The organism is Amycolatopsis orientalis (assembly GCF_000943515.2).
In the GTDB taxonomy this organism is placed as follows: Bacteria; Actinomycetota; Actinomycetes; order Mycobacteriales; family Pseudonocardiaceae; genus Amycolatopsis; species Amycolatopsis orientalis.
On the sequence record NZ_CP016174.1, the window covers coordinates 3773486 to 3797291 of the forward strand.

The window sequence follows — 23806 nt, forward strand, 5'->3', positions numbered from 1 at the left end:
CGGTTCTAACCGTCATTACCACTCACGAGTCAGTGGATCAGGATGTGCTGCAACTGACGCTGGGCCAGTTCCAGTTTCCGTTGTGCTGGATGGTGACACCCCAGTTGGAGCCGTTGCCGTTGGGTTTGGCGACGAGGACCTGACTGCTGGGCCAGGTGCCGTTGATATTCCAGGTGGCACTGATCCTCGCGGGGCTCGGAACGGTCATGGTGACCGTCCAAGTGGAGGAGCCGCTGACCGAAACGTTCAGGTTGTACCGGTCGCTCCAGGCCTGTCCCGCCGAAAGCGTGGCGGTGCAACCTCCCCCGCCCGGAGTCGTGGGTGTGGTCGGGGTGGTGGGTGTGGTGGGATTCGTCGGGGTGGTGGGTGTCGTGGTCGGGCTTCCGGCGTTGAGGGCGTTCAGTACCGAGTTGTAGGCGGCCTTCTTGTTGCCGTTGCCGTCGAACAGGAGAGGACTTTCGCTGGAACGCCAGGAGTCGCTGTCACGCACGCCCCACACGGTGATGCCGACGCAGCGCGCGACGTTCAGGCAAGCCTGGGTCAGCGCCGTGTACTGGGCGGTGGAAGCGTTCGTGACGTCGACCTCGGTGAGCGCCACGTCGACGCCGAGCGCGGCGAAGCTGGAGATCGTGGTCTGGAAGTTGCTCGGAACCGAACTGCCGCCGGTGAAGTGCGCCTGCAGGCCCACACAGTCGATCGGCACGCCGCGGGCCTTGAAGTCCCGCACCATGTTGTACACGCCCTGCGTCTTGCCGTAGTTCCAGTTGTCGATGTTGTAGTCGTTGTAGCAGAGCTTGACCGACGGGTCGGCCGCGCGCGCCGTCCGGAACGCGACCTCGATCCAGTCGTTGCCCGTGCCCTGCAGATTCGACGAACGGCGGCTGCCGTCTTCGTTGAAGGCTTCGTTGACCACGTCCCAGTGCGCGAGTTTGCCCTGGTAATGCGCCATGACCTTCTGGATGTGGTTGATCATCGCACTGCGGAGGGCGCTGCCGTTCATGTTCTGCATCCACCCTGGCTGCTGCGCGTGCCAGGCGAGGGTGTGACCGCGGACCCGCAGCCCACGGCTGACCGCCCAGTTGTAGATCTGGTCGCCCGCCGAGAAGTTGAACTGGTTCTGGTTGGGCTCGGTCGCGTCGGGCTTCATCTCGTTCTCGGCCGTCACCATGTTGAATTCGCGTGCCGCGATCGTGGTGTAGGCGGAGTCGCCGAGCCGCCCGCCGGCGATCGCGGTGCCGAAGTACCGGCCGGACTGCGCCGCGGCGGCGCCCAAGGTACTGGCCGCGGCGTCAGCGCCCGGAGCCGTCACCAGCACGGCGGCCGTGGCGGCCACGCTGGCCACCCCCGCCAGTATCCGCGCGGCCGATGACCGCCACCACCGCCTGCCGTGCAGGTCCGACGAACTTCTTGCCATCCGTGGTCTCCTCCCGGGCGCCGCCCAGGGGATGCCCACCTCGGGACATGTCCCCGCCGGCGAGCCGGCACCGGGAACCAAGTCTTCGGTGACCTGGACGAAATCGATGATGTTCACCTACCGCGAGCAGCAGAACACGGCGCGGCGTCACCGGGCAAAGAGTTTCGAGGAACTTTCGGTCCTCGTCCGTCTCGGGGCGTCATGATCCACAATGGACGATCTCGAGATCCGCTTCTTGCCCGGCCCACGATCGATTCATAGGATTCTTTACGAGGAGGTGTCACCATGAGCGACGAAGGCCGGAGCGACCCGGACCCGCTCGCCCACACCAGCCGCACCGTCTCGGCACCGGTGCCTCGGCCGTCCGAGGAACCTCAGGCCGCAGCACCGGTGATCCCGCGGCCCGGCGCGACCCTGAACATCGTCCGCGGCCCGGGGATCCAGGAACCGGTCACGATCGAACTCACGAAGGACACCACGGTCGTCGGCCGGCATCCTTCCAGCGACGTCGTGCTGAACGATCCGACCGTTTCGCGTCACCACATCGAACTACGCCGGTCCGGCGGCGAGGTCGTCATCACCGACCTCGGCTCACTCAACGGCACCTATGTCAACCGGATCCCGATGGATCGTCGTGTCCTCGCCGACGGGGACATGGTGTGGGTCGGCCGGTACCGGCTGCTGTTCCGGTCCGGCGAGTAGCACTCCTCACGACTCGGCCGCGACGCGAAGATCAGCGGCCGAGTGCGTCACGGATGGCGTCGCGGGCCCGGTCCATGATCGCGAGGGGCGGGCCGAGCAAGAGGTTCGCCGTGGCGCTCTCCACCCCGGGATGCGGCCGTGTCGGCGCGATCGCCTCCGCCGCCCGGACGGTCGCGGCCATGGCGCGGAGCCGGTCGGGCCCGTGCGCCGCGCGGAGCAGCGGGAACTCCTCCCGCTCTTCATGTTCGGCGTGCGCGAGAACGTCCTCGCGCAACTGGACGAGCAAGGTGTCGAACCCTTCGGCCTCCGGGCCCAGCTCGGTCAAGGTGACGAGCAGGCGCTTGGCCCGGTGTTCTTCCCCGACACGGGCTTCCACGACTTGTCCGCCGCCGTGCAGGCCACGCACTTCCGGATGGACCACCTCTTCTTCGGCGGTCTCGTGCACCGCGAGCGACCGGACCAGGTCACGGAACAAGTCCCGGCGCCGGTCACCCTCCGCGGTCTCCAGTTCGGCGAACAGCTGCCGGATCTCGTCATGCTGACGGTGCAAAAGGGCGATCACGTCTTCGTTCTCTTCATCAGCCACGGAATCTTTCCTTCCGTCCGGCGGTCGATGTCCGGTTGCCGCCGGGTTCCCGCATCGGACGGTTTTACACTTCACCGCGCGACGCTGGTTCCTGTGCGAGTAGCTCGGTGACGCCGAGCCCGGCGACTACGGTCAGGCTCTTCTCCTCGCTCAGGAAGCGCAGGCCCATGAAGTTGTCGCCGGTCGTGAAGCCCGGCAGCGCCCACACTCGCTCGTAAGGGATCGAGACCGCACGGAAGACGCGGAAGCTGTAGACGTTGCGCCACAGACAGCGGGCCGGATCCGGGTTCCACAGCCGACGGGCGAATTCGTCGTTTCGCAGGCGGCAACCGACCGTTCCGATCCCGAGCACGTGCTTGCGACCGGTGAGAAGCACGAAATCCCCGACGTCGAGGGTGTCCATCTTCCGGTCGTGCTGTGCGGTCGCGCCCCAGAAACGCGCTTGCCCCTCCGGGTGCTCGGCGACCAATCCTGCGCGTTCCGCCGGACTCAGCACTTCGGCGTAGGACGGTCGCAGGAAGGGGACCGGCCGGTCCAGCGTCCGCGCCCAGTGCCGCCGCGCGTCTTTCGTGCCGTACGACGGCTGGATGATCACCCGCATGGTCGAGGTTGCCCGCTTCGCGGCCGCCGAAACCGGCGGATGCCGGGAAGTCAAGACGTCCACCCGGCCGGTGTGCGAGGGTTTCCCCATGACCGATCAGCCAAGGCCGGAGATACGGATCGTGCACCTGACCGGTCCGGTCTTCCACGCTCTCGCCCGTGGCGACCTGACGGCGGCGAACGCGGTCAGTCCAGTCCCCGTCTCCGCTTACTTCGCCGGACCGGAGTGGCGCGGAGTGTGGCAGATGCGCAGCAGACAGGTGGAAGAAGACCAGTCGAGCGCGGCTTGGGTCACCGGGGTCATCTGGGACGAAGAGCGGCAGTTGGCCGTGGGCCGGGCCGGTTACCACGGGCCTCCCGACCCGTCGGGGATGGTGGAGATCGGCTACGCCGTCGAACCGGTACACCGGCGCCGCGGCTATGCCCGCGCGGCGCTGGAAGCCCTGCTGCGCCGAGCCGCCGACGAGCCACGTGTGCGCACCGTCCGGGTCACCATCAGTCCCGACAACGTGGCTTCCTACCGGCTGGCAGCGCAGTACGGCTTTGTCGAGATCGGCGAGGACTGGGACGACGAGGACGGCCTGGGGATCATTTACGAGGTCGCCTCGCAGGAGTGGCGGCTCGGCTGAGTCCCGCGTCAGAGGCTCACGACGAACTTCTGCAGCAGCTCCAGCCCTTCCGCCACGACGCCGGGTGCCGCCGCGTAGCTGATCCGCACGTTGCCCGGGCTGCCGAACGCCGTGCCGGGGACGATCCCGACCCCCGTGTGCTCGAGCAGCTGGGTGCAGAACTCGTCGCTGGTGGCGGGCCCGCCGTCGCCGAGGAACCGGGAGATGTCCGGGAACAGGTAGAACGCCCCGGTCGGCGGTGGGCAGTCGACGCCCTCGATCGCGGTGAGCTGCTGGTAGGCGGACTCGCTCCGCTCCCGGTAGGCGGCGAGCGCGGTCCACGGCACGTCGTCCATCGCGCCGATCGCCGCGCGCTGGGCGACGGCGGTGACATTGGACGTCGATTGGCTCTGCAGCCGTTTCATCAGCGCCGAGATCCGCGCCGGGGCCGCCGAGTAGCCGACTCGCCAGCCGGTCATCCCGCACGACTTCGAGACACCGTTGATCACGATCGTGCGGTCCCGCAGCGGCGTGCCCAGCGCGGCGATGCTTTCGACTTTGCCTTCCCCGTAATGGAAATGTTCGTAGATCAGATCCTCGACGACGTAGAGATCGTGCCTCAGGACGACCTCGGCGATCGCCTCCAGTTCACCACGGGTGTAGGTCGTCCCGGTGGGGTTGCCCGGATTGTTGAGCACGACGGCCTTCGTCCGCGGGGTGACGTGCCGTTCGAGTAGCGCGGGGGTCAGTTTGTACTCGCTGTCACGGCCGGCCGTCGCGATGACCGGGGTCGCGCCGACCGCCCGCACCTGCTCGGGATAGGTGACCCAGTACGGCGCGGGGACGACGACCTCGTCGCCTTCGCCGCACAGGACGAAAAAGGCGTTGTAGAGCGCCTGTTTGGCGCCGGTGGACGCGATGATCTGGTCGGTGCGATAGTCGAGGTCGTTCTCCTCGCGCAGCTTTCGCCGGATCCTCTCGCGGAGGGCGAGCGTCCCCGCGACGTCGGTGTAGCGGGATTCGCCGTCCTCGATGGCCTGGATCGCCATCCGGGCGGCCAGTGCGGGCATGGGGAAGTCCGGCTCGCCGACGCACAGGTTCAGCACGCGCTCGCCGGCCTCCGCCCGGGCCTTGAGCTGAGCGTTCAGCGCCAACGTCGGCGAGGGGCGGATGGCGAGCGCGTGGGGTGACAGGTCTTTCACGGAAAACCTCACAGGGGGACGGGAGCGCCGTGCGCGACTGCGTAGGCGAGGAAGAGCCTTGCCCGGGAACGGAAGTCGTGGAGATCGGTGAAGCCCCGGCGCCGGACCTCCGCGACGAGGTCGTCCTGGGCCGCCCACAGGTCACCGAAGAACCGGTCGACGGTCGCGTCCGCGATATGGCTGGGCCGGTAGCGTTCCCCGCGGCGGGCGAGTTCGTCGTTGTACGCGGCCGCGGCGACCGCGATGTCCGCCGCCGGATGGCCTTCGAAGCGCGGGCGCGGCGGCGGAGTGGGGGTGTGGTCCCCGCGCGGCAACGGTTCCGGCCCGAACAGACGCAGCACCGACTCGACCTGCCAGTCGGTGGTGGTGCCGTGTCCGGTCCGGATCGGCCGGGTGCGCTCCAGCCAGTCGCGCACCAGCGGCGGGTAGCCGTCGACGGTCAGGTCGGCGGAATCCTTCGGCCGGGTCGCCCAGCCACCGGCCGCGGCCTCGGAAAGGAGCAGCACGGCGTCCTCGGCCTTGGCGTCCCAGGAATGCGCCTGCGCCCAGTCCTGGAAGTCGGCGGCGGTATCGGCGCCGAGACCGCCCGCGGTGTGGCACCGCTGGATCGCCCTCGTCAGTTTCCGTTGCGTGAAGGGCATTTCCCGTGCATGGCAGACGACGGCGTGTGCTTCGAGTTCGGTCAGGATGCCCGCCTCACCGGCGCGAGTGGCGGCACAGCGGATGTTGATCAGCGGATCGGTGAACGAGCGCCAGCCGGACTCGGCGTCGCCGTGCGCGACCGCGACCTCGTCGTCACCGTCCACCCGGCCGCTGGCGAAAGCGTCGTACACGGTGCCGACGCCCCGCATGCCGAACGGCGCCAGCTCCGCGGCCCGCAGCGCGCCCATGCTCGACGAGCCTGCGACCCGGACGCCCTGATCGAGCAGCCACAGCAGTTCCTTGTGCCGGACGGCCGCGGTCTGGAAGAACAGGCCGTCGACGACGGCCACCGTGTCACCGGCTTCGAGATCGAGGCGGAGCACGTCGAGATGCCGGATCGGCGGATGCACGACGACGTCCGGAACGATCGCCCGCGCGCGTTCGGCGGAGAGCGTCGGGCCCAGGAACACGTGGACGGTCATCGGGCACCGGCCTGCTGAAGGCGCGGCAGGTGATGCCTGCGGTCGAAGCGCAGCCCGGGGGCGATGACGCGGACCACGTCGATGCCCACCAGCGGATCGGTCAGGTCCACCACCAGTGGTTCGCCACAGAACGGCGAGACCGTGGCGCAGAGATGGTCGAGGTCCTTGTCGAGGGAGTCGGTGCCTCCGTCGGGGACGTCGGCGAAGTCCTCGCGGGGCGCGGAGGCGGGAGTGACCGGTTCGTCGATCCGGCGATGGCTCGCGTACACGCCCGGCGAGATGTCCTCCCGGGTCCCGGTGATCGCGGTCAGCCGCGATTGAGCGGCTTCGGTGACTGCTCGCAACAGCGCCACGACCGGGTCGAGGTGTGTGCCGGAGCCCGCCATCACGGTGGGGAACGACTCGGACCACAGGTAGCAGACGAAGGTGGCGACCCCGAGCCGTCCGGGAACGTGCACCACTTCCAGCCACGAACCGGCTTCGCGGCAGCGTTCGATGATCCGCGCGCAGTCGGGATCGGTGACCGAGTCCAGGTCCAGGTACCGGCGTGCGTCGAGCGGCAGGTTCTTGAGTTCGCAGATGGTGTCGCGTTCGACGAGTTCGTACAGCCCGTGGAGGACGGCCTCGGTGCGGGTGTTCCCGGCGGCGAGGCCGTTGCTGGTCGAGGAGTACAGCCGTGAAGGCCGGTACTGGCACGAGAGTCCCATGTCGACGTAGTCACGGGGGACCGGCGCCTCCCGTCCGCTCAGCGCACCCCGCGCGGTGATCCAGTCCTGCGCCTGGTCGGCGAGCAGGCCGGGAGCGGCGCAGTCCGGCAGGGTTTCCGGCGCGTAGGGCACTCCCGCCCCGGCGGGGGTGTCGGTGACCTCCGCGGACGGCGTGCGGTTCTCCGCGTGCCAGGTCTCGATGCTCTCCATCGTGGCGCTGATCTTCGCCAGCGTGGGCGAGACGCCCTTGCCCTGGCTGACCGAAACCGTATGCGCGCCGGGGCGGACGGCGACGGCGGTCGGGATACCGAGATCGTCGAGCCCGGTCACGTCCGCGATCCTGGTGATCCCGAAGCGGGGGAGCAGGTGCAGCAGCCTGCCCCAGGTCTGCTCCGGCGGGCAGGCACGGTGTGTGCCGGTCCGATAGGCCTTCACACGGCTTCCTCTCCCTGGGCGCGGCACTCGGCGTGGCCGGACGCACGGCCGGGCGGCGGGCCCGACGGCACGCCGGCCCGACCTCACTGTGGTGCGGTCGGTCAGGACTTGACGAAGTCGAACGATTGCGTGTCCACGAAGTCGTACGAGTTCGTGTCCACGAAGTCGTACGAGTGGGTGGTGTCCTGGACCTGAGCGGTCTCCTCGAACAGCTTGTCGATCATGCGATTCACCCCCTTTCGCTCTGGCGACAGGGAAAAGGTAGATCCCGCGTGGAAGGGTGTCAACTGGCGCATCAACTCAGAGTCAAGCTGGTGTCAACTGCGCGCTTGTCCGAATTGCCCGGAAGGACGGCCGGTGTGCCGCCCTTTCGGTGCTCGATTAATTCGGCGTTCGCGATCTTTGCGGTGAAGAACGGTGAAGATCGATCTTCAACATCGGTCGAGAAGCTGTGGTAGCGTGCCGGAAGCGGGGAGGCCTGCTCGGCCGGATGGGGGAATTCGGTACCGGCCTGGCGGTCTTTGTTCGGAATCGTGGGATGACGGTGTTAATGCGACTTGGCGAAGTCGCGATCGCCGTCTTTCACGAAGCGGGCGGGGAATGATCATTGATCGCGGGAAATGATCATTATGGCGAGGGGGAGTGATCTTCACTTGATCGATCAGTTGTTTCGAGCGCGGAAAACGCTGGCCCTGATCGAGGCCGCGGACGATCTGAAACTCCTCGAGGAGCTGGCACGCGGGCCGCGCCGGACCACGGAACTGGCCGAACTCACCCGCATCGCCCCGGAAGTTCTCCGTGACCTGCTGGAACTCCTCGCCTGGAGTGGTGTCCTGAGTGAGGACGGCGAGCGGTGGACACTGGGGCAGGAGTGGGCGCCGCTGGTGGGCTCCGGCGGACGCGACGGAGTACTTCCGTTACTGCGCATAGAAAGATGGGCCGCCGAAGACCATCTCAACGCGCGGGGGATCGTCGCCGCGCTGCGCGGTCATCGGTGCCCGCCGGAAATTCCCCGCAGACATGTGGGTGACCTGGCCGAGGCGATGGCCCGCGGCGCGCGGGCGACGGCGCCCCATGTCGCCAGGCTGCCGGAATGGCGTGACAGGCGGCATTTCGCCGACCTCGCCGGCGGGAGCGGTGGATACGCGATCACCCTTTGCCGTCTGCACGGGGATCTCCGCGCGACCGTCTACGACCGGCCGGAAATGCTGGCGCACGCGGAGAAGAACGTCGCCGAAGCCGGGCTCGCCGACCGGATCGACCTGGTCCCGTGGAATCTCACCGCGGACGAGGTGCCCGCCGGGCACGACTCCGTGGTGCTTTCCCATGTCCTCCACCTTCTCGACGCGGATCAGCGCGCCGGGTTGCTGCGCCGGGTCCGCTCCGCGCTGGGCGAGGGCGACCTCGTCGTCGTGCACGACTTCCTCGGCGATCAGGCGGAACAGGGTCCCGAGCAGGCGGCCTTGGTGGTGGACTGGCTGGCCAACGGATCCGGTTTCCTGCTCGACCGCGAGGGCCTCGCCGCCGAATTGGCGAACGCGGCGCTGACGGCCGAACGGATCGTGCCGATCAAATCAGCGAACACGACCCTGATGATCGCCCGGTGTTCGACGACATCGGATTGGTTATTTTCCTGATTCGTGCCTTCTCCGACTCAGATTGGCAATCCCGATGACTGATGCCGAAGAATCCGGTGCAAGCCTCGGAAACAAGAAAGAGCCGTGCTCCTTCGGTCGTGTCCGGACCGCCGAGTTCGTCCCCGAAACCGAATCGCCGCATCCGGTGACCCACGGGTGGTCCCGGACGGCGCGGCCCGAGCGGCGGACACCCCGCCGGGACCGGCAATGCGGTGACTGGCCATGGTGACCGGCCCTGGTCACCTGCCTTGCCGGGGACGGAGGTGAAGGGGCCTTTCCTCGCATGGCATGCGGTGAAGGGCGCTTTCGTCGCGTTGGATGCGGTGAAGGGCCCCTTCAGCCCGGCCCGGGCACCCTCCGGTCGCCACGCTTCGGTGCCGGGGCACGCGCTAGCGCCGGAGCCGGTCGATGTCCTTCCAGATCTGGACACCGAGCTGGAAGGCGCCCATCTCCTCGCAGAGCTCGGCCGCCGAACGCAGGACCTTCTCCGCCTCGGTGCCCCGGCCCAGCGCCTCCAGCGCCTGCGCCTGGATCACCCTGGCCCGCACGAGATCGGGGCCCGCGAGTTCGGCACCGGTGTGCTCGAGTTCTTCGGAGCGCTCCACAGCCTCGGCGTGGTCACCGTTGTCGAACGCGTAGCGCGCCCGCAGCGCGACGACCTTGGCCTTCTCGCTGGGGGAATCGACGAGGTCCGCGACCCGCTCCGCCGTCGTGAGCCAGTCCGAAGCCTCCTCCGTCCGGCCCGCGTCCAGTGCCACGTTCGCCGTCGAGCGGACGAAGCGCAGCCAATCGCGCACCGGGGTGTCGGGCGCGGCGAGGATCGCCTGGGCGGCGACCATCTGCCGGTGGGCCGCTTCGTGGTCGCCCAGCTGCGAGTAGGCGATCCCCGCGACCCAGTGCGCGCGCCCGTGCACGGCCGGAGGCGCCGACTCGACCATGCCCAGTAGTTCGTCGAGGACCGGTTCGACCTGGTCGAGATCGTCGAGTTCGCACAGGATCGACACGACGATGCCGAGCAGCCGGATGTGCTCGGTGCTCCGGGACTGCCCCGCGCGCTCCACTTTGGACAGTGCGGTGAAGGCGGACTTCCTGGCCTGGGAGAGCCGGCCGGCGTCACGCTGCGCGGTGGCGAGTTCGGTGTACAGGGTGAGATCGACGCGCGGATCGTCGGAACCCGCCAGCTGCCCGGTCAGCTCCTCCAGCAGGATCAGCCGATCGGTCACGCGGCCCGCCGCGCGCAGGATCTCCTGCAGTTCGAGGCCGGTGTCGAGGTAGCGGAAGGGCGCGGTGCCGTCCGCGGCGCGGAGTTCGGCGAAGAGCAGGTCCGCGGCGTGGTCGTAGTCGCCGACTTCGGCCGCGACCCGTACCGCCGTCCTGGTCAGCGCCGCGTCGAGCCCGCCGTCGCCGGGCGTCCCGGCGGTGGTGGCGGGAAGGTCGCTCCCGCGGCCGGACAACGCTTCGATCGGCATTTCGAGCAGCTTCGCCAGATGCACGAGCAGGTCGAGGGTGGGGGAGCGGCGACCGGACTCCAGCAGGGAGATGTAGCTGGCGGTGACGAAATCGGCCGCGAGGTCGCGCTGGGACATCCCCAGCTCTTCGCGGCGTTTGCGCAGGCGCCTGCCGAACTCGGGCTGCTGACTCTGTACCGGCTTCACGATGTGTCGTCCCTACGTTTCCGGCGCGGCCTCCGGGCGGTGGTGGCTGCCCGTGTCGGTCATTGCACGCACGATGACTATAGTATGCGGATCAACCCGGCAGGACGCCGCTCCGTACGTGCTCGGTCACCCCGGCGAAACCGGCCGCCGCGCGGGCGACGAACGCGGCGGCCTGTGTCCGGCTGAGCCGCGGATCGCAGCCCGTCCGGTAGCTTTCCGCGTCGAATCCGTGCTCGGCGGCCGTGGCGGTGGGCACACATTCGGTCACCTGGTCGGGGGTCACCTCCAGGTGGAGCCCGCCAGGATGTGTGCCGTGGGCGCGCAGCACCCGCGCGAAGCCGTCGACCTCGGCCAGCATCGTGTCCACGGCCCGGGTCTTGCGGCCGCATCCGCTGATGAAGGTGTTGGCGTGCATGGGGTCGCAGAGCCAGATCACGGGATGCGAGGCCGCGGCGGCGAGCAGTCCGGGCAGGGCCGCGTGCACGTTCGCGGCACCGAGCCGGGTGATCAGGGTCAGCCGTCCCGGGGTCCGGTGCGGGTCGAGCAGGTCCACCAGGGCCCTGACGTCGGCGGGGTGCGCGGACGGGCCGAGCTTGACCGCGACCGGGTTGGCGACCGAGGCCGCGAAATCCAGATGCGGTCCCCGTGGCGCACGAGTCCGGTCGCCGATCCACAGAAGATGGGCCGACGCCGAGTACGCGACACCCTCAGGACCGTGCCGCCGCACCAAGGCCCGTTCGTAGCCGAGCAAGAGGGCTTCGTGGCTGGTGAAGACGTCCGAGCCGGCGGGGATCGCCGCGTGGATCTCGGCGGCCTTGTCGTAGGCGCGCAGCAGGCGAGCGGGGTCGGCCGTCCTGGCGCTTTCGCTGGGTTCCCGGTCATTGACCGCTTCACCGCGATAGACCGGCAGCCAGGAAACCCTGGTGACGCCGGAACCCGGGACGACGTCGACCCGTCGCTCGACCGGCTTCGACCGGGGCTTGGCGAACTGGCCGCCGAGCCTGCCGACGGTGACCGTGGGGAGCCCGGTGTGAGCCTCGAATGTCTCGGCGAATCCGGTCAGCTGGGCGACTTTGCGCCTGGTCGCGGCCGGGGAGACCTCGTCGAACAGTTCCACGCAGTCACCCGCCTGCACCAGATGCGCCCGGCCCTCGGCCACTTCCGCCAGGCGCCGGATCAGCCGCTCCGCCTCGGCGGCGGGAACGAGCGCGGGGCGGCCCGCGAGTTCGGCGAGGACCGCGTCCAGCGTTCCGTCGCTGGGCCAAGGGGGCTCCTGGGCGATCGGTGCTTCCTGAGTACCTCGCATCTGCGCCCTCCGGGTCCCGGCGATAGCTTGTGTTGACTTTAGTCAATGACGATAGTTACCGTAACCGCGATCCCGCGCACCGGGTTCACCGTCGGAAATGGGGCCGTCGTGATCGATTCGCTGCTCGGCAACGATCTCGTCATCAACGAGGACTCGTGCAACCTGAGCTGCACGTACTGCCTCACCGGGCAGAGCAACCTCAAGAAATCACACGACGCGCAGCTGATCTTCGGCCCGCCGACCAAGGACCACTACGAAACGGGGAGCCTGCTCGGCCGCAACCTGCCGATCATCGACAGCCGGATCGACGAGACGTTCCGGGTGCCGCTGCTCAAGGTCACCGGCGGGGAGATCTTCCTGGTGGCCGGGATCATGGACTTCCTGCGCGAACAGGCACGCGAACACGAGGTCCTGGTCGTGCAGACCAACGGCGTGCTCGTCCGCGACGAGCAGCTCGCCGAACTGTCGGGCTGGGGCAATGTCGTGCTGCAGGTCTCGCTGGACAGCCACCTGTACTCCGGGAACTCCTACCGGGTCGCCTCCGAATCGCTGCACGGCAAGGTGCTCCGCCGGGTCGAGGCCATTGTGGACAGTGGCCTGCCGGTGGAGATCTACAGTGTGCTGAACGACCGCAGCATCGAGGAGATGAACGAGTTCGCGGACTGGCTCGCCGACCGCGACAACCCGCCGACGTACTTCCCGTTCCCGGTGCGCGGACCGGACGCCGACCGGTTCGCTGTCCGCGAAGACCAGATCGGGCACATCGAGCGGCTGGCCGCGCGGCACGGGGAACTGGCCGCCGTGCTGCCGCCCGCCGCGTACTTCGACCGGCTGCTCAGCTTCTACCGCGAAGGCGAGCGCACGTTCCGCTGTCACCTGCCGAGGCTGGTCATCTCGACCTTCAGCGACGGCGTCGTGACCCCCTGCCCGAACATCTGGTTCTCCGACATGGGCAACCTGCTCGCCGACGACTACGGCGAGTCACTCGGCCGGGTCGGCGAGACCGGGATGTACGCGGCGCTGCTGGCGCCGAAGCCCCGCCTCAAGGCGTGCAAAGGGTGCTTCACGCCCTGGGACACGCTGTCGATGTACTTCGAGGACGAGATCACGCTCGACGAACTGTGCGCCGCGCCGACCTATGCCCCGCCGGGTATCCGCGCGCTGATCGAAGAGCGCAAGAAGCTCTACCTGGCCGAACGGGACGGGGTACGGCACGGTGGCTGATCCGGCGACGGCCGCCGCCCTCCGCGCGCCCGCGGTCGCGCCGGGAGAGACGATCGCACTGGCGGGCCGGAACGACGAGGCCTGGTTCACGGCCTATCGCGAGCTGATCGAGGCGGACGCCGTCGTCCTGTTGCTCGACCACGACGCGCCCGGGTCGGAACACGCCCGGCGTCTCGAGGAGGCGGGCGGCGGACGGCTCGCGATCGTCGGAGACGGTGGCCAGGTCGAGCTGCGGGGCGAACCGGTCACCGGCGCGTATCCGCCGGGGACGGTGCTCCTGCCCAGTTCCGGGTCGACCGGCGCGCCGAAACTCGTCGCGCGCTCCGTCGCGTCACTCCGGGCCGAAGGCAGGCGGCATGCCCGGTGGTCGGGGCTTTCGCCCGAGGACCACGTCGTGCTGCCGCTGCCGATGTGGCACGCCTACGCGCTGGGCTGGGTGCACGCCGTCCTCCTGACGGGATGCGCGCTCACGCCGGTGCCGCCCACCGGGCTCACCCGGTGCGCCGAACTGATCGCACGGGACGCGACGGTCCTGCCGCTCGTCCCGGTGGTCGCGCGGCTGCTGGCCGCGCGGCGGCGGGCGGCGGGACCGGAGAACCGGCTGCGGCTGGCGATGGTCGGCGCGGGGCCGGTCGACGACGAACTCGACCACGCGTTCCGGGCGGCCTTCGGGATCGGGCTGGCCCGCAACTACGGCTCGACCGAGACCGGTGCCCTGTTCAGCGCCGAGGCGGGGGCGCCATCGCGGTGGGTCGGGCATCCGCTGGACGGGGTCGAACTCCGCGTGCTGGACGAGGACGGCACGGAGGTCCCGGCGGGGACCGCGGGTGAACTGCACGTCCGGCTCGACGGCGGGCCGTGGCGGGCGATGGGCGACCTCGTCGTCACCGGCGAATCCGGGGTGCTTCCCCTCGGGCGCCGCACCCGGGCGGTCCGGCGCGGGGACCGGTGGATCGCGCCCGAGGAGATCGAAGCGGTGCTGCGCGCCCATCCCGACGTCGCCGACGTGCGCGTGTACGCCGGTTCGGCCCGGCCGGAAGGCACGACCTTGCACGCGGACGTGGTGCACGTCCGCGGCCCCGGTGCCGGGCACGCCGGGATCCGGGAGCACGCCAAGGCCGCACTGGCGCCGCACAAGGTGCCCGATCGCTGGCACCTCGTGGGCGACGTCCCGCGCAGCCCGGTGGGCAAACCGTTGCCGCCGCGGCCGCTCGGGCTTTCCGGGCCGGACGTCCTCACCGCCGCCGCGACCGCGTACAAACAGGGCGAACTGCTGTTCACCCTGCTGGATCTGGGCATCGTCGACCGGCTCGCCGAGGGGGCGGCGACGCCCGCCGAGGTGGCGGGGGCGCTCGGGATCGACCACGACGTCTGCGCGGAGCTGATGCGCACGGCCGAGGAGGCCGGGATCCTCGGGCCCGCACCGGATCCGGCCGCCGTCGAGGCGCTGCCGGTGCTCCGCCTGGAACAGGAACTCTCGCGGGCCTGGGTGACCAGGGAGGAGCTTTCCGCGCTGGGCCGGGGCGGGCTCGGCGGCCGCCGGTTCGACCGCGCCGGGCCCGGTGACGAGCTTCGCGAGATCTACCTGGAGGCGATGCACGACGCCGGTGCGCGGCGCAGGGCCGGGCTCGGCCTCAAACTGGCCGGGCACCGGACGGGCGGCTCGCTCCTGGAGATCACCTGCGGCCCCGGCCGGTATGTCGACAGCGCCGGAGCGGGCACGGTGGCGACGGTCGGCGCGCTCGCCCCGGCGGGGCGGCCGATCCCGGACGGCGGCTTCGACCTCGTCGTGCTCGCCAACGCCATCCATCTCCCGGGCGCGAGCGATCTGCGCCGGCTCGCGACCCTGCTCGCACCGGGCGGCACGGTGCTGATCGACGACGTCTTCCTCGGCGTCCCAGGCGGACTGCCCGCCGAAACCCGGCTCGACTGGCTCACCCACGGCGGGCTCGCCTGGCCGACGGAATCGTCGCTCGCGCTCGGGCTGACCACCGCGGGGCTGACCGTCGAACGAACCGTCCACACCGGACGTCCACAGTGCACACTGATGGTCGCCAGGGCACCGGGACGGCCGTCGTGACGACCGCGCTGACCGGCCACACCGCACTGGTCACCGGCGCGAGCGGACAGCTGGGCGCGGCGGTGTGCCGGGTACTGGCCGGACAGGGTTGCGACCTCGTCGGGGTTTTCCACCGCGGCGGGGAAAGGGCGCGGGCACTGGCGGAAGAACTCGGCGACGGGCCGGGCAAGGTGTCCGTCGTCCAGGCCGAGCTGACCGATCCGGACGGCGTCGGCTCGCTGTTCGCGCGGACAAGGGAACTCGGCCTGGTGCCGGACATCCTGGTCTGCGCGCACGGCCGGACGGTCCGGCGGAGCGTCGTGACCCCGGCCGACGAGGAAGACGAACTGTGGGCGGTCAACGTCGGCTCGGTCCGGCGGCTCGCGGCCGCCGCGGTGAAGGGGATGATCCGGGCCCGGAGCGGCCGGATCGTCCTGCTCGGCTCCCGCGCGGGCGTCGCCGGGATGCCCGGCCAGGCGGGTTACGCCGCGACCAAGGCCGCGCTGTCCGGTTGGGCGGCGTCGGCGGCCTGGGAACTCGGGCGGTTCGGCGTCACGGTCAACGTGGTCGCGCCGGGCGCGGTCGAAGCCGACCCGCACGCGACGGCTCCCCGCACCTACACCGCGGAAGAGGACCAGGCGATCACCGAGCGGATCGCGCTGCGTCGCCTCGCGACCGCCGCCGAAGTGGCGGAGGCCGTCGCGTTCCTCGCCGGTCCCGGCGCGGCCTACATCACCGGCCAGACCCTGCTCGTCGACGGCGGCGCCCGATGGTGATCCTCGGTATCGACATCGGCGGCTCCGGCGCGCGGGTCCAGGTGAGCACGGACACCGGGAAGACCGGCGGCGATCTCCGGTGGACGGCCGGGGACGGTGCCTTCGAGGCGAACCAGGTCGCGCGGCTGGCCCGTTCGGTGCTGGCGGGCCGGAAGGCCGACGCCGTCGGGGTCGCGTTCCCCGGCTCCCTGGGCGCGGACGGGATCGTCGGCCGCTGGCCGAACCGTCCACAGTGGACCGGTTTGCCGCTGCGCGGGCTCGTCGCCGAATGGTTCGGCGGCCAGGCGGAGATCCGCGACGACGCGCTCATGGCCGCCTATGCCGAGGCGACCTCCCGGCCGGCATCGCGGGGGATGCTGTACCTCGGTCTCGGAACCGGCGTCGGCGGGGCCTATCTGCCGCCGCGCGCGGCCGCGCGGCCGGACACGTTCGTCCCGTGCGAGCCAGGGCACGTCCTGGTGTGGCCGGGGGCGGGCGAACGGTGCGCCTGCGGCCGGGGCGGCTGCCTCCAGGCTTACGTCGCCACGAAGGCGACGGACGGCCCGGTGCCCGCACTCGCCGTCCGCGCCCTCGCGATCGCGGTGGCCAACCTCGCCGAGCTGTACCGCTTCGAGGTCGTCGTGCTCGGCGGTGGTCTTCCGGCCAGAGTCCCCGAGCTGGTGCCGCGGCTGACCGCGGCGTGCGCGGACTGGCTGCGGCCCGGCACCACGGTGCCGGTGTTCGAGCCCGCCGTCCACGGTGTCCGTTCCTCTCTCGCCGGAGCGGTCCTGGCGGCCCGCGCGGCGGCCGTCGACCCGACTGAAAGGAAGTCCGCATGACCCGCATGACCACCGCCGAACCGGAGCTGAAGATCGAGCCGGGCAAGCTGCCTTCGTGGCCGCAGTACGACGACACGGAGCGGACCGCGCTGTCCCGCGCGCTGGATCAGGGCCAGTGGTGGCGGGTCGGCGGGCAGGAGGTGGAGCTGTTCGAGCAGGAGTTCGCGCGGTACCAGGGCGCGCCGTACGCGCTGGCGGTCAACAGCGGCACCGCCGCGCTCGAACTCGCCCTCCGGATCAACGGGATCGGGCCGGGCGACGAGGTGATCGTGCCGGCCTTCACCTTCATCAGCACTTCCCTGGCGGTCCAGAACGTCGGCGCCACACCGGTTCCCGCCGATGTCGACCCCGGGAACTACTGTCTCACGCCGGAAGCGGTGCGGGCGGCGCTGACCGGCCGGACCCGCGCGATGATCCCGGTGCACATGGCCGGGCACGTCGCCGATCTGCCCGGGCTGAGCCGGATCGCGGCGGAGCGCGGGCTGATCCTGATCCAGGACGCGGCGCACGCACAGGGTGCCGTCCGCGACGGCGCGCTGATCGGCGCGCATCCGACGGTCGCCTGCTACAGCTTCCAGAACGGGAAGCTGATGACCGCCGGTGAAGGCGGGGCGCTGACCTTCCCGGACGAGAAGTCCTACGAACAGGCGTACCTCATGCACACCTGCGGGCGGCCGCGCGGCGACGTCCGGTACAACCACACGACCGGCGGCTCGAACCACCGGATCACCGAGTTCACCGGCGCGGTGCTGCGGGCCCAGCTCGCCAGGCTGGCCGCGCAGACGGTGATCCGGGAACGGCGCGCGGGTCTCCTCGACGAGTTGCTGTCCGGCGTCCCCGGCCTTTCCGTGCAGGGCAGGGATCCGGAGATGGCGGTCAACCCGCACTACATGTACCTGCTCACCCTCGACGAGGCCTTCGGGCGGGAGGGGCGGGACCGGATGGTCACCGACCTCATGGCCGCCGGGATCCCCGCCTGCGTCAATTTCCCCCCGGTCTACCGCACCCCGGGGTTCGGGCACGGGCCCAGGCCGACGACGAGCGAGGCCGAACTGGCGGAACGCTGCGCGGTGTCGGAACGGGTCGGCGCGCACGGCCTCTGGGTGCACCACCGGGTGCTGCTCGCCGAACCGGAGGTCATCGAAGAGGTGGCCGAGGTGATCAGCACGCTGGTCGGACGGCTTCCGGCCGCGGGAGCGTGACGATGCGCATCAGGGTCGGGCTGCTCGGATACGGCTGGGGGAACCGCACCGTCTGGGCACCCCGGCTCCAGGCGCATCCCCGGACGACGGTGGCCGCCGTGTACGACCCGGCCGCCCCGCCCGGCACCGGCAGGCTCTGCGGCTCCCTCGGGGAGTTCTTCGCCAACGGGCTCGACCTCGTGGTGGTCGGCACCCCGAACCGGACGCATGTCGAACTCGCCTGCGCCGCGCTCGACCGCCGGATCCCGGTGGTGGTGGAGAAACCGTTGTGCCTGGGCGAGGACGAACTCCAGATGCTTTCGGCCCGCGCGCGCGAGCGGGAGACCGGCGTGCTGGTGAGCAGATGCGCCATCCGCAGGCCGGACGTCCGGCGGCTCGCGGCGAGCCTGCCGGCCGGACCGCTTTCCGTCGAGGCGAGCTGGTTGCGGGCCGACGGCACACCCCGGCCCGGCTCGTGGTTCACCAGCCGCGCCGAGGCGGGCGGCGGAGCGCTGCTCGACCTCGGCTGGCATCTGGCCGACGCGGCTCTCGGGCTGCTCGGTTATCCGCGCCCGGTCGCCGTCGAAGCGGAGCTGACCGGCGCCGGGACCACACCGCCGCCCGCGGCTGGCTGGCGGGCCGATCCGGTGTCCGGTCCCGGCGTGGTGGACGTCGAACTGGACGGGACACTGCGGGCCCGGTTCGAGGGCGGCAGCGAACTGGTCCTGCGCGCGGCCTGGCGTAGCGAGTCCACAGTGGACGCCACGCGGCTCGCGGTGGCGCAGGGCGACCGGGGCTGGGAGCTGACCACGACGTTCGGCTTCAGCCCGAACCGGGTGACCGGCCCCGAACTCGTCCTGTCCACTGTGGAGGGTGTGGAACGGATCCCGGTGCCGCACGAGATCGGTGCCGAATACGACGCCCAGCTGGCGGCCATGGTCGACTTCGCCGACGCGCGGCTGGACTGGGCGGCCGAACTGGAGGAGACCGCCGCGGTGGTGGCGCTGCTGGACGCCGCGTACCGGGCCGCGGACCGCCCGCTGGCCGCGGTCCGATGACGGGCCTTTCCGTCGTCATACCGACCAGGGACAAACCGGCCTCGCTGCGGGCCACCCTGGCTTGCCTTGCGGTGTCCCCGCTCGCGGCGGACGAGGACCGGGTGGAGATCCGGGTGGTCGACGACGGCGAGGACGACGGCCGGGCCGTCGCCGAGGTGGTCGGACGGTTCGAGAGCAGGCTGAACGTCCGCCGGATCAAGGGACCGCGCCGGGGACGGGCGGCCGTCCGGAACCTCGGCGCGGAGGACACGGGACACGCTCGCCTGCTCTTCCTCGACGACGACATCCTGACCGCGGAAGGGTTCTTGGCCGCTCACCTGGCACTGGCGGACGATCCGGGTTTCGCGCACGGGCCGCTGCGCGAGTTCCCGGGGGCACGCCGCTGGCTGGAGGCCCACGCGGACGACGAGGACGGCGAACTGGCCCGCGAAGCGGCCAGGGTGCTCGGCGGTGGTGAACGGCTGATGCGCGGCAGCCTGGAGGCGGCGATCCTCGCGGTCGACAGCGGCCGGGCGGCGGTCGGCGTGCCCTGGCTGGCGTCGGTCGGGGCGAATCTGGCCGTACCGCGCACGGTCTTCGACCGGGTCGGCGGATTCGACGAGGGTTTCGGCACGCACTGGGGTTGCGAGGATCTGGAACTCGGCGTGCGGCTGTGCGACGCGGGGTGCGCGCCGGTGGTGGCGCACGACGCCGCGGGGGTGCATCTGACCCACGCCCGGCCGGATCGGTGGAAGCAGCACGACATCACCTTGACGCGGTTCCGCGATCTCCACGATCGCGCGGACGTCCGGGCGCTGCCGGAACTGCTGGGCGAGGCGGGCTCGGCGGGGCGCTATTTCGCCCGGCTCGACCGGGAAGACTGAGTCGAGGCGCTGCCCGGTTCTTTTGCGCGTGAAGGCCCCCTTCCCTCGGCTCAGCCGAGGGAAGGGGGCCTTCACGCGCTCGGTGGGCCGGGATGGTCGGGTGTCCGGTCTCGTGAGTGGTAATGACGGTTCTAACCGTCATTACCACTCACGACACGCCCGGGATCTCCCGCCAGACGCAGTGCCCGCCCGGCGTGCGCGCGTGCCGGGCGAGCGCGCGGGTGAACCGCACCGGGCCGCCGAACATACCGTCCACTTGGGACCGATAGGCCAGACCCGCGCGCAGCCACGGGCGGAAGTCCACGCGGTGCACCCGGGCGGGGGCACCGAGGGGTGCGGAGTAGGGGAATTCGGGGTAATAGCTCAGTTCCGTGCCGAGCGTGGCCGCCACCCGCTCGCCGGCGAGGCGGGCGATGAGGTGGTCGACGTGGGTGCGCTCCGCACGGGGGAGGAGGACGACGTCGGCGTCGCTCAGCTGAGGAAGCAGTGCCTCGGCGACGGTTTCGACGGTGCCGCGGTCTTCGGCGTGGATGCCGCGCCTGCGGGACAAGGGCCCTGGATAGAAGCCCCGTTCGGCCGCTTCGGGGATCCGCAGGCTCCGCACCCGCACCGAGAGGAGGCCGAGCGCGTCCGCGTCCTCCTGCCGCCGCGCTCCGTCCGCGTCGAAGACCGTGCAGACCACCACGTCGTCGCCGCGGGCGGCCCACGCGTGCAGGATCCCGCCGCAGGACCACACCGCGTCGTCGGGATGGGGACTGACCACGAGACGGCGCACGAGGTCAGGAAACCCCGGCGGGGAGGCTGATCCGGTGCAGCAGGGCGATCGCGGCGATCCGGTAGCCGTCCGCGCCGAGACCGCTGATCACGCCGGAGGAGAGCGCGGAGAGGATCGAGTTGTGCCGGAACGGTTCCCGTGCCCAGAGATTCGAGATGTGCACCTCGATCCAGGGGGCGGGGAAGCATTCCAGCGCGTCGCGCAGACTCCAGCCCGCCATCATCAGCGCGCCGGGGTTGACGATCGCGCCGAAGCAGTCGGCGTTCTCGTGGACCGCGCGGACCAGTTCGCCCTCGGTGTCGCTCTGCACGCACCGCAGCCCGTAGCCGGCTTCCGCCACCGTTTCCCGCACCGTGGCGGTGATCTCGGCGAGGGTGGTGCGGCCGTAGACCTCCGGTTTCCGGGTGCCGAGCGCACCGAGGTTGGGCCCGTTGAGCAGGAGCAGATCGACGTTGTCAGGCAAGGTTCACCTCCAGGCTCGACGGTGTCGGGAGACCGAGGACGCCGAAGAGGTCGGCCACGCGGGCGGCATAGCCGTCCGGTCCTTCGGCGCGCAGGATCTCCGGCGCGGTCTGTCCCCAGCCCGCCGCGACCACGACGACGCCGGCCGCCGTCCCGGCGCGCATGTCCAGCACGCTGTCACCGACGAAAAGGGTGCGGCGCGGATCGATCGCCTTGCCGGTGGACGCGCGCAGTCGCGCCAGCGCGGTGTGCACGATGTCCGGCGCCGGTTTGGGGCGGCCGACCAGATCGCTGCCGATCACGACGTCGATATCGCCGTCCAGTCCCGCGCTCCGCAGGGCCAGCATGGCCCGCTCGTGGGATTTGCCGGTGGCGATCGCGACCGGTGTCCCGGCGGCCTTGAGCGCGGAGAGCAGTTCGCGGACGCCGGGGTAGGCCTCGACGAGACCGAGATGTCGTCTGCTCTCGGCGGAGTACACGTCGGTGAGCGTCTCGGGCAGGCCCAGCAGCCCCAGGATGCGCGGCAGCGGTGCGCCCATATGGGTCAGGAACTCCGCGAACGGGGCCTCGCCGTCGCGTCCCGCCGCGGTCCAGGTGGCGGCGAAGGCGAGACGCATGTTCTCGGTGGTGTCGAGAAGTACGCCGTCCAGGTCGAAGACGACGGCGTCGGGGTGGGAGTCGAGTGTCGGTGGCACGGTTCCACGGTGACTCAGGAAATGACCAAAGTCAACGCGCGTAGCCGTCTCGTTGACTTTAGTTGATACGTCGGCCTACTGTTCGGTTCCGACAGGGGGGAGAGCCGATGACCCGCAAGCCGTCCCCGCCGCGGATGCTCGTACTGGGCATCGACGGCGGCAGCCTCGACCTGATCGAGCCGCTCGTCGCCGAAGGCCGGTTGCCGGTGCTCGGCGGACTCCTGTCCGGCGCCGCGTACGGCGACACGACGACCACCTGGCCCGCGCACACCGCGCCGGGGTGGAGCACGTTCGTCACCGGCAGGCTGCCCGGCGGGCACGGGATCTACCAGTTCTTCGACACCCAGGACGCCGGTTACGGCGACCGGCTCGTCGGCACCGGCGACTTCGGCTGCGGCACCCTGTGGGAATGGCTGGGCGGCCAGGGGAAGTCGGTCGGGCTGATCAACGTCCCGATGTCGCATCCGCCGCGGGACGTGCCCGGCTACCAGCTCACCTGGCCGCTTTCGGCGACCCTGCGCTACAGCGATCCGCCCGGTCTGCTCGGGGAACTCGCCAAGGCCGGCGCGGGTTTCAAACCCGACATCGCCGCCATGTACAAGGGCGACCTGTCCTACGCGGAGTTCGCCGTCGAGCACGTCCGCGCGCGGGGCCGCACCATCCAGTACCTGCTGCGTGAGCGCCCGGTCGACGTCGTGATGGCGGTGCTCACCGAGATCGACCGGATCTGCCACCACTACTGGCATTTCGCCGACGCCTGCCATCCGCGCCACGAGCCCGCCGCGGAAGAGGGCTGGGCGAACGCGATCCGCGACACCTACGTCGCGATCGACGAGGTCTTCGGCGAGATCCTCGAGTTCGTCGGCGACGACGTCCCGGTGCTCCTGCTGTCGGACCACGGTTTCGGTCGCGGGCGGTACAACCTCTCGGTCAACCGGGTGCTGGCCGACGCGGGCCTGCTCGCCACCGGGCCCGCCGTCCGGGACGGCCACGCGAGCTGGTTCCGGACCGAGCGCGAGGCCGTCGACTTCGGGCGCACCCGCGCCTACATGCCGACCCCGGGGTGCTACGCGGTCAACGTCAACCAGCGGGGCAGGCAACGGGACGGCATCGTCGCCGAACGGGACCGCGAGGCGGTGCTGGCCGAGGTGGCGGACCTGTTCCGCGGGCTGTGCGCGCCCGACACCGGACGGCCGGTGTTCGCGGGCGCGCTGCCGAGGGAACAGGCCTACCCCGGTGCGATGTGCGACGCGGCGCCGGATCTGCTGCTGCTCCCCGCCGACGAGGGAGTGCTCGCGTCACCGGCGTTCGACGGCCCCGTCTGGCGGCCGAGCGACCAGACGGGCATGCACCGCCACACCGGGATGTGGGCGTTGCGGGGCGGCCCGCTGCCGCCGGGGAAGTACGGCGATCCGGTGGCGCTGCAGGATCTCGCGCCCACCCTGATGGACGTGCTCGGGCTGCGCTTCCCGGCCGGGATCGCCGGACGGCCCCTGACCTGGCTGGCCCCGGACGCGGCGGGCGACGCGGTGTTCCTGCCCGAGGAGCCCGGCGTGCCCGACACCGCCGAAGACCTGGAACGCCATCTCAGCGACGACGACGTGACGGCCAGGACGCTCGGCGCCATGGGCTACCTGTGAGGAGGAAGAGCGGATGAACACGACGAAGGACCGGCTCCGCCGGGTGCTGGTGGACTCCCTGCGCCTGCCGCGGCGGCCGGAGTCCATTCCGGACAGTGGGTTGCGTGAGGAACTGGGGATCGACTCGGTGATGGGACTGGAGTTCCTGATCTGGGTGGAGAACGAGTTCGGCATCCAGATCCAGGACGAGGACCTCAACGTCGAGCTGGTCGACTCGCTCGACAAGCTGGCCGAGTACGTCGACTCGCGCACAGCCGCCGCGGCCGGATGAGGGCGGGC

The 23806-nt window shown here is 70.6% G+C and carries 24 protein-coding genes; 12 read left to right on the forward strand and 12 right to left on the reverse strand.

Annotated features, from left to right (window positions below; all coding sequences use genetic code 11):
- Positions 1-37: 37 nt before the first annotated feature.
- Positions 38-1414 (reverse strand): glycoside hydrolase family 10 protein, encoded by a 1377-nt coding sequence (locus SD37_RS16725; RefSeq protein ID WP_044850628.1) that lies wholly within the window; start codon positions 1412-1414, stop codon positions 38-40.
- A gap of 285 nt (positions 1415-1699) precedes the next feature.
- On the opposite strand from SD37_RS16725, the gene SD37_RS16730 reads away from it, so the two are divergent.
- Positions 1700-2116: an FHA domain-containing protein gene (locus SD37_RS16730; protein WP_052674845.1), complete on the forward strand. Its 417-nt coding sequence runs from the start codon at positions 1700-1702 to the stop codon at positions 2114-2116.
- Positions 2117-2147: 31 nt separating this feature from the next.
- Here the strand turns inward: SD37_RS16730 and SD37_RS16735 are convergent, their stop codons facing one another.
- Complete coding sequence (locus tag SD37_RS16735; protein WP_044850627.1) at positions 2148-2702, reverse strand: hemerythrin domain-containing protein; 555 nt, start codon at positions 2700-2702, stop codon at positions 2148-2150.
- Positions 2703-2766: 64 nt separating this feature from the next.
- Positions 2767-3393, reverse strand: a complete 627-nt coding sequence (locus SD37_RS16740; protein WP_236725388.1) for a hypothetical protein — start codon at positions 3391-3393, stop codon at positions 2767-2769.
- Between SD37_RS16740 and SD37_RS16745 the strand changes: the two genes are divergently transcribed.
- Positions 3392-3931: a GNAT family N-acetyltransferase gene (locus tag SD37_RS16745; RefSeq protein WP_044850748.1), complete on the forward strand. Its 540-nt coding sequence runs from the start codon at positions 3392-3394 to the stop codon at positions 3929-3931. The genes SD37_RS16740 and SD37_RS16745 overlap by 2 nt on opposite strands.
- An 8-nt stretch (positions 3932-3939) precedes the next feature.
- On the opposite strand, the gene SD37_RS16750 is transcribed toward SD37_RS16745, so the two are convergent.
- The 4 genes from SD37_RS16750 to SD37_RS44110 all read right to left on the reverse strand — a co-directional run bounded on the left by SD37_RS16750 (position 3940) and on the right by SD37_RS44110 (position 7602).
- Positions 3940-5112 carry a pyridoxal phosphate-dependent aminotransferase gene (locus SD37_RS16750; RefSeq protein WP_044850625.1) on the reverse strand — a complete coding sequence of 391 codons (1173 nt, stop codon included), beginning with the start codon at positions 5110-5112 and terminating at the stop codon, positions 3940-3942.
- An 8-nt stretch (positions 5113-5120) separates the two neighbouring features.
- On the reverse strand, positions 5121-6236 hold the full coding sequence (locus SD37_RS16755) for a TfuA-like protein (RefSeq protein WP_052674844.1): 1116 nt from the start codon (positions 6234-6236) through the stop codon (positions 5121-5123).
- Positions 6233-7378, reverse strand: coding sequence for a YcaO-like family protein (locus SD37_RS16760; protein WP_044850624.1), 1146 nt, complete (start codon positions 7376-7378; stop codon positions 6233-6235). The genes SD37_RS16755 and SD37_RS16760 overlap by 4 nt, the downstream gene beginning before the upstream one ends.
- Before the next feature lie 101 nt (positions 7379-7479).
- Positions 7480-7602 carry a hypothetical protein gene (locus SD37_RS44110; protein WP_256376583.1) on the reverse strand — a complete coding sequence of 41 codons (123 nt, stop codon included), beginning with the start codon at positions 7600-7602 and terminating at the stop codon, positions 7480-7482.
- 429 nt (positions 7603-8031) lie between these two features.
- Between SD37_RS44110 and SD37_RS16765 the strand changes: the two genes are divergently transcribed.
- Positions 8032-9015, forward strand: coding sequence for an SAM-dependent methyltransferase (locus tag SD37_RS16765; RefSeq protein ID WP_052674843.1), 984 nt, complete (start codon positions 8032-8034; stop codon positions 9013-9015).
- Between the two features lie 389 nt (positions 9016-9404).
- Here the strand turns inward: SD37_RS16765 and SD37_RS16770 are convergent, their stop codons facing one another.
- Positions 9405-10670, reverse strand: a complete 1266-nt coding sequence (locus SD37_RS16770; RefSeq protein WP_044850623.1) for a helix-turn-helix domain-containing protein — start codon at positions 10668-10670, stop codon at positions 9405-9407.
- A 91-nt stretch (positions 10671-10761) separates the two neighbouring features.
- The gene (locus SD37_RS16775) at positions 10762-11976 is read right to left on the reverse strand and encodes a 3-deoxy-7-phosphoheptulonate synthase (protein WP_044850622.1); all 1215 of its coding nucleotides are present in this window, start codon (positions 11974-11976) and stop codon (positions 10762-10764) included.
- Between the two features lie 108 nt (positions 11977-12084).
- Between SD37_RS16775 and SD37_RS16780 the strand changes: the two genes are divergently transcribed.
- Genes SD37_RS16780 through SD37_RS16810 form a run of 7 tightly spaced genes read left to right on the forward strand, consistent with a single transcriptional unit; the run spans position 12085 to position 19955 of the window.
- On the forward strand, positions 12085-13200 hold the full coding sequence (locus SD37_RS16780) for a radical SAM protein (RefSeq protein WP_044850621.1): 1116 nt from the start codon (positions 12085-12087) through the stop codon (positions 13198-13200).
- Positions 13193-15280: an AMP-binding protein gene (locus SD37_RS16785; protein ID WP_065912854.1), complete on the forward strand. Its 2088-nt coding sequence runs from the start codon at positions 13193-13195 to the stop codon at positions 15278-15280. The genes SD37_RS16780 and SD37_RS16785 overlap by 8 nt, the downstream gene beginning before the upstream one ends.
- Positions 15277-16035: an SDR family NAD(P)-dependent oxidoreductase gene (locus SD37_RS42000; protein WP_052674842.1), complete on the forward strand. Its 759-nt coding sequence runs from the start codon at positions 15277-15279 to the stop codon at positions 16033-16035. Before SD37_RS16785 ends, SD37_RS42000 begins: the two co-directional genes overlap by 4 nt.
- Complete coding sequence (locus tag SD37_RS16795; RefSeq protein ID WP_044850619.1) at positions 16029-16853, forward strand: ROK family protein; 825 nt, start codon at positions 16029-16031, stop codon at positions 16851-16853. Before SD37_RS42000 ends, SD37_RS16795 begins: the two co-directional genes overlap by 7 nt.
- Positions 16850-18055, forward strand: coding sequence for a DegT/DnrJ/EryC1/StrS family aminotransferase (locus tag SD37_RS16800; RefSeq protein WP_236725389.1), 1206 nt, complete (start codon positions 16850-16852; stop codon positions 18053-18055). Before SD37_RS16795 ends, SD37_RS16800 begins: the two co-directional genes overlap by 4 nt.
- A 2-nt stretch (positions 18056-18057) precedes the next feature.
- A complete protein-coding gene (locus SD37_RS16805; RefSeq protein WP_065912855.1) occupies positions 18058-19092 on the forward strand; it encodes a Gfo/Idh/MocA family protein in 1035 nt (344 codons plus the stop codon).
- Positions 19089-19955, forward strand: coding sequence for a glycosyltransferase family 2 protein (locus SD37_RS16810; RefSeq protein ID WP_065912856.1), 867 nt, complete (start codon positions 19089-19091; stop codon positions 19953-19955). The genes SD37_RS16805 and SD37_RS16810 overlap by 4 nt, the downstream gene beginning before the upstream one ends.
- 148 nt (positions 19956-20103) lie before the next feature.
- Here the strand turns inward: SD37_RS16810 and SD37_RS16815 are convergent, their stop codons facing one another.
- Genes SD37_RS16815 through SD37_RS16825 form a run of 3 tightly spaced genes read right to left on the reverse strand, consistent with a single transcriptional unit; the run spans position 20104 to position 21887 of the window.
- The gene (locus SD37_RS16815; protein WP_044850617.1) at positions 20104-20730 is read right to left on the reverse strand and encodes a PIG-L deacetylase family protein; all 627 of its coding nucleotides are present in this window, start codon (positions 20728-20730) and stop codon (positions 20104-20106) included.
- 4 nt (positions 20731-20734) lie between these two features.
- Positions 20735-21193, reverse strand: coding sequence for a type II 3-dehydroquinate dehydratase (locus tag SD37_RS16820; protein WP_044850616.1), 459 nt, complete (start codon positions 21191-21193; stop codon positions 20735-20737).
- Entirely contained in the window at positions 21186-21887 is a 702-nt protein-coding gene (locus tag SD37_RS16825; RefSeq protein WP_052674840.1) for an HAD-IA family hydrolase, read from the reverse strand. Before SD37_RS16825 ends, SD37_RS16820 begins: the two co-directional genes overlap by 8 nt.
- Before the next feature lie 107 nt (positions 21888-21994).
- Here SD37_RS16825 and SD37_RS16830 point away from each other — a divergent pair, with 107 nt between their 5' ends.
- Together SD37_RS16830 and SD37_RS16835 are read left to right on the forward strand one after the other, a co-directional pair.
- Complete coding sequence (locus SD37_RS16830) at positions 21995-23527, forward strand: alkaline phosphatase family protein (RefSeq protein WP_044850614.1); 1533 nt, start codon at positions 21995-21997, stop codon at positions 23525-23527.
- 13 nt (positions 23528-23540) lie between these two features.
- Positions 23541-23798 (forward strand): acyl carrier protein, encoded by a 258-nt coding sequence (locus tag SD37_RS16835; RefSeq protein ID WP_044850613.1) that lies wholly within the window; start codon positions 23541-23543, stop codon positions 23796-23798.
- Positions 23799-23806 lie beyond the last annotated feature (8 nt).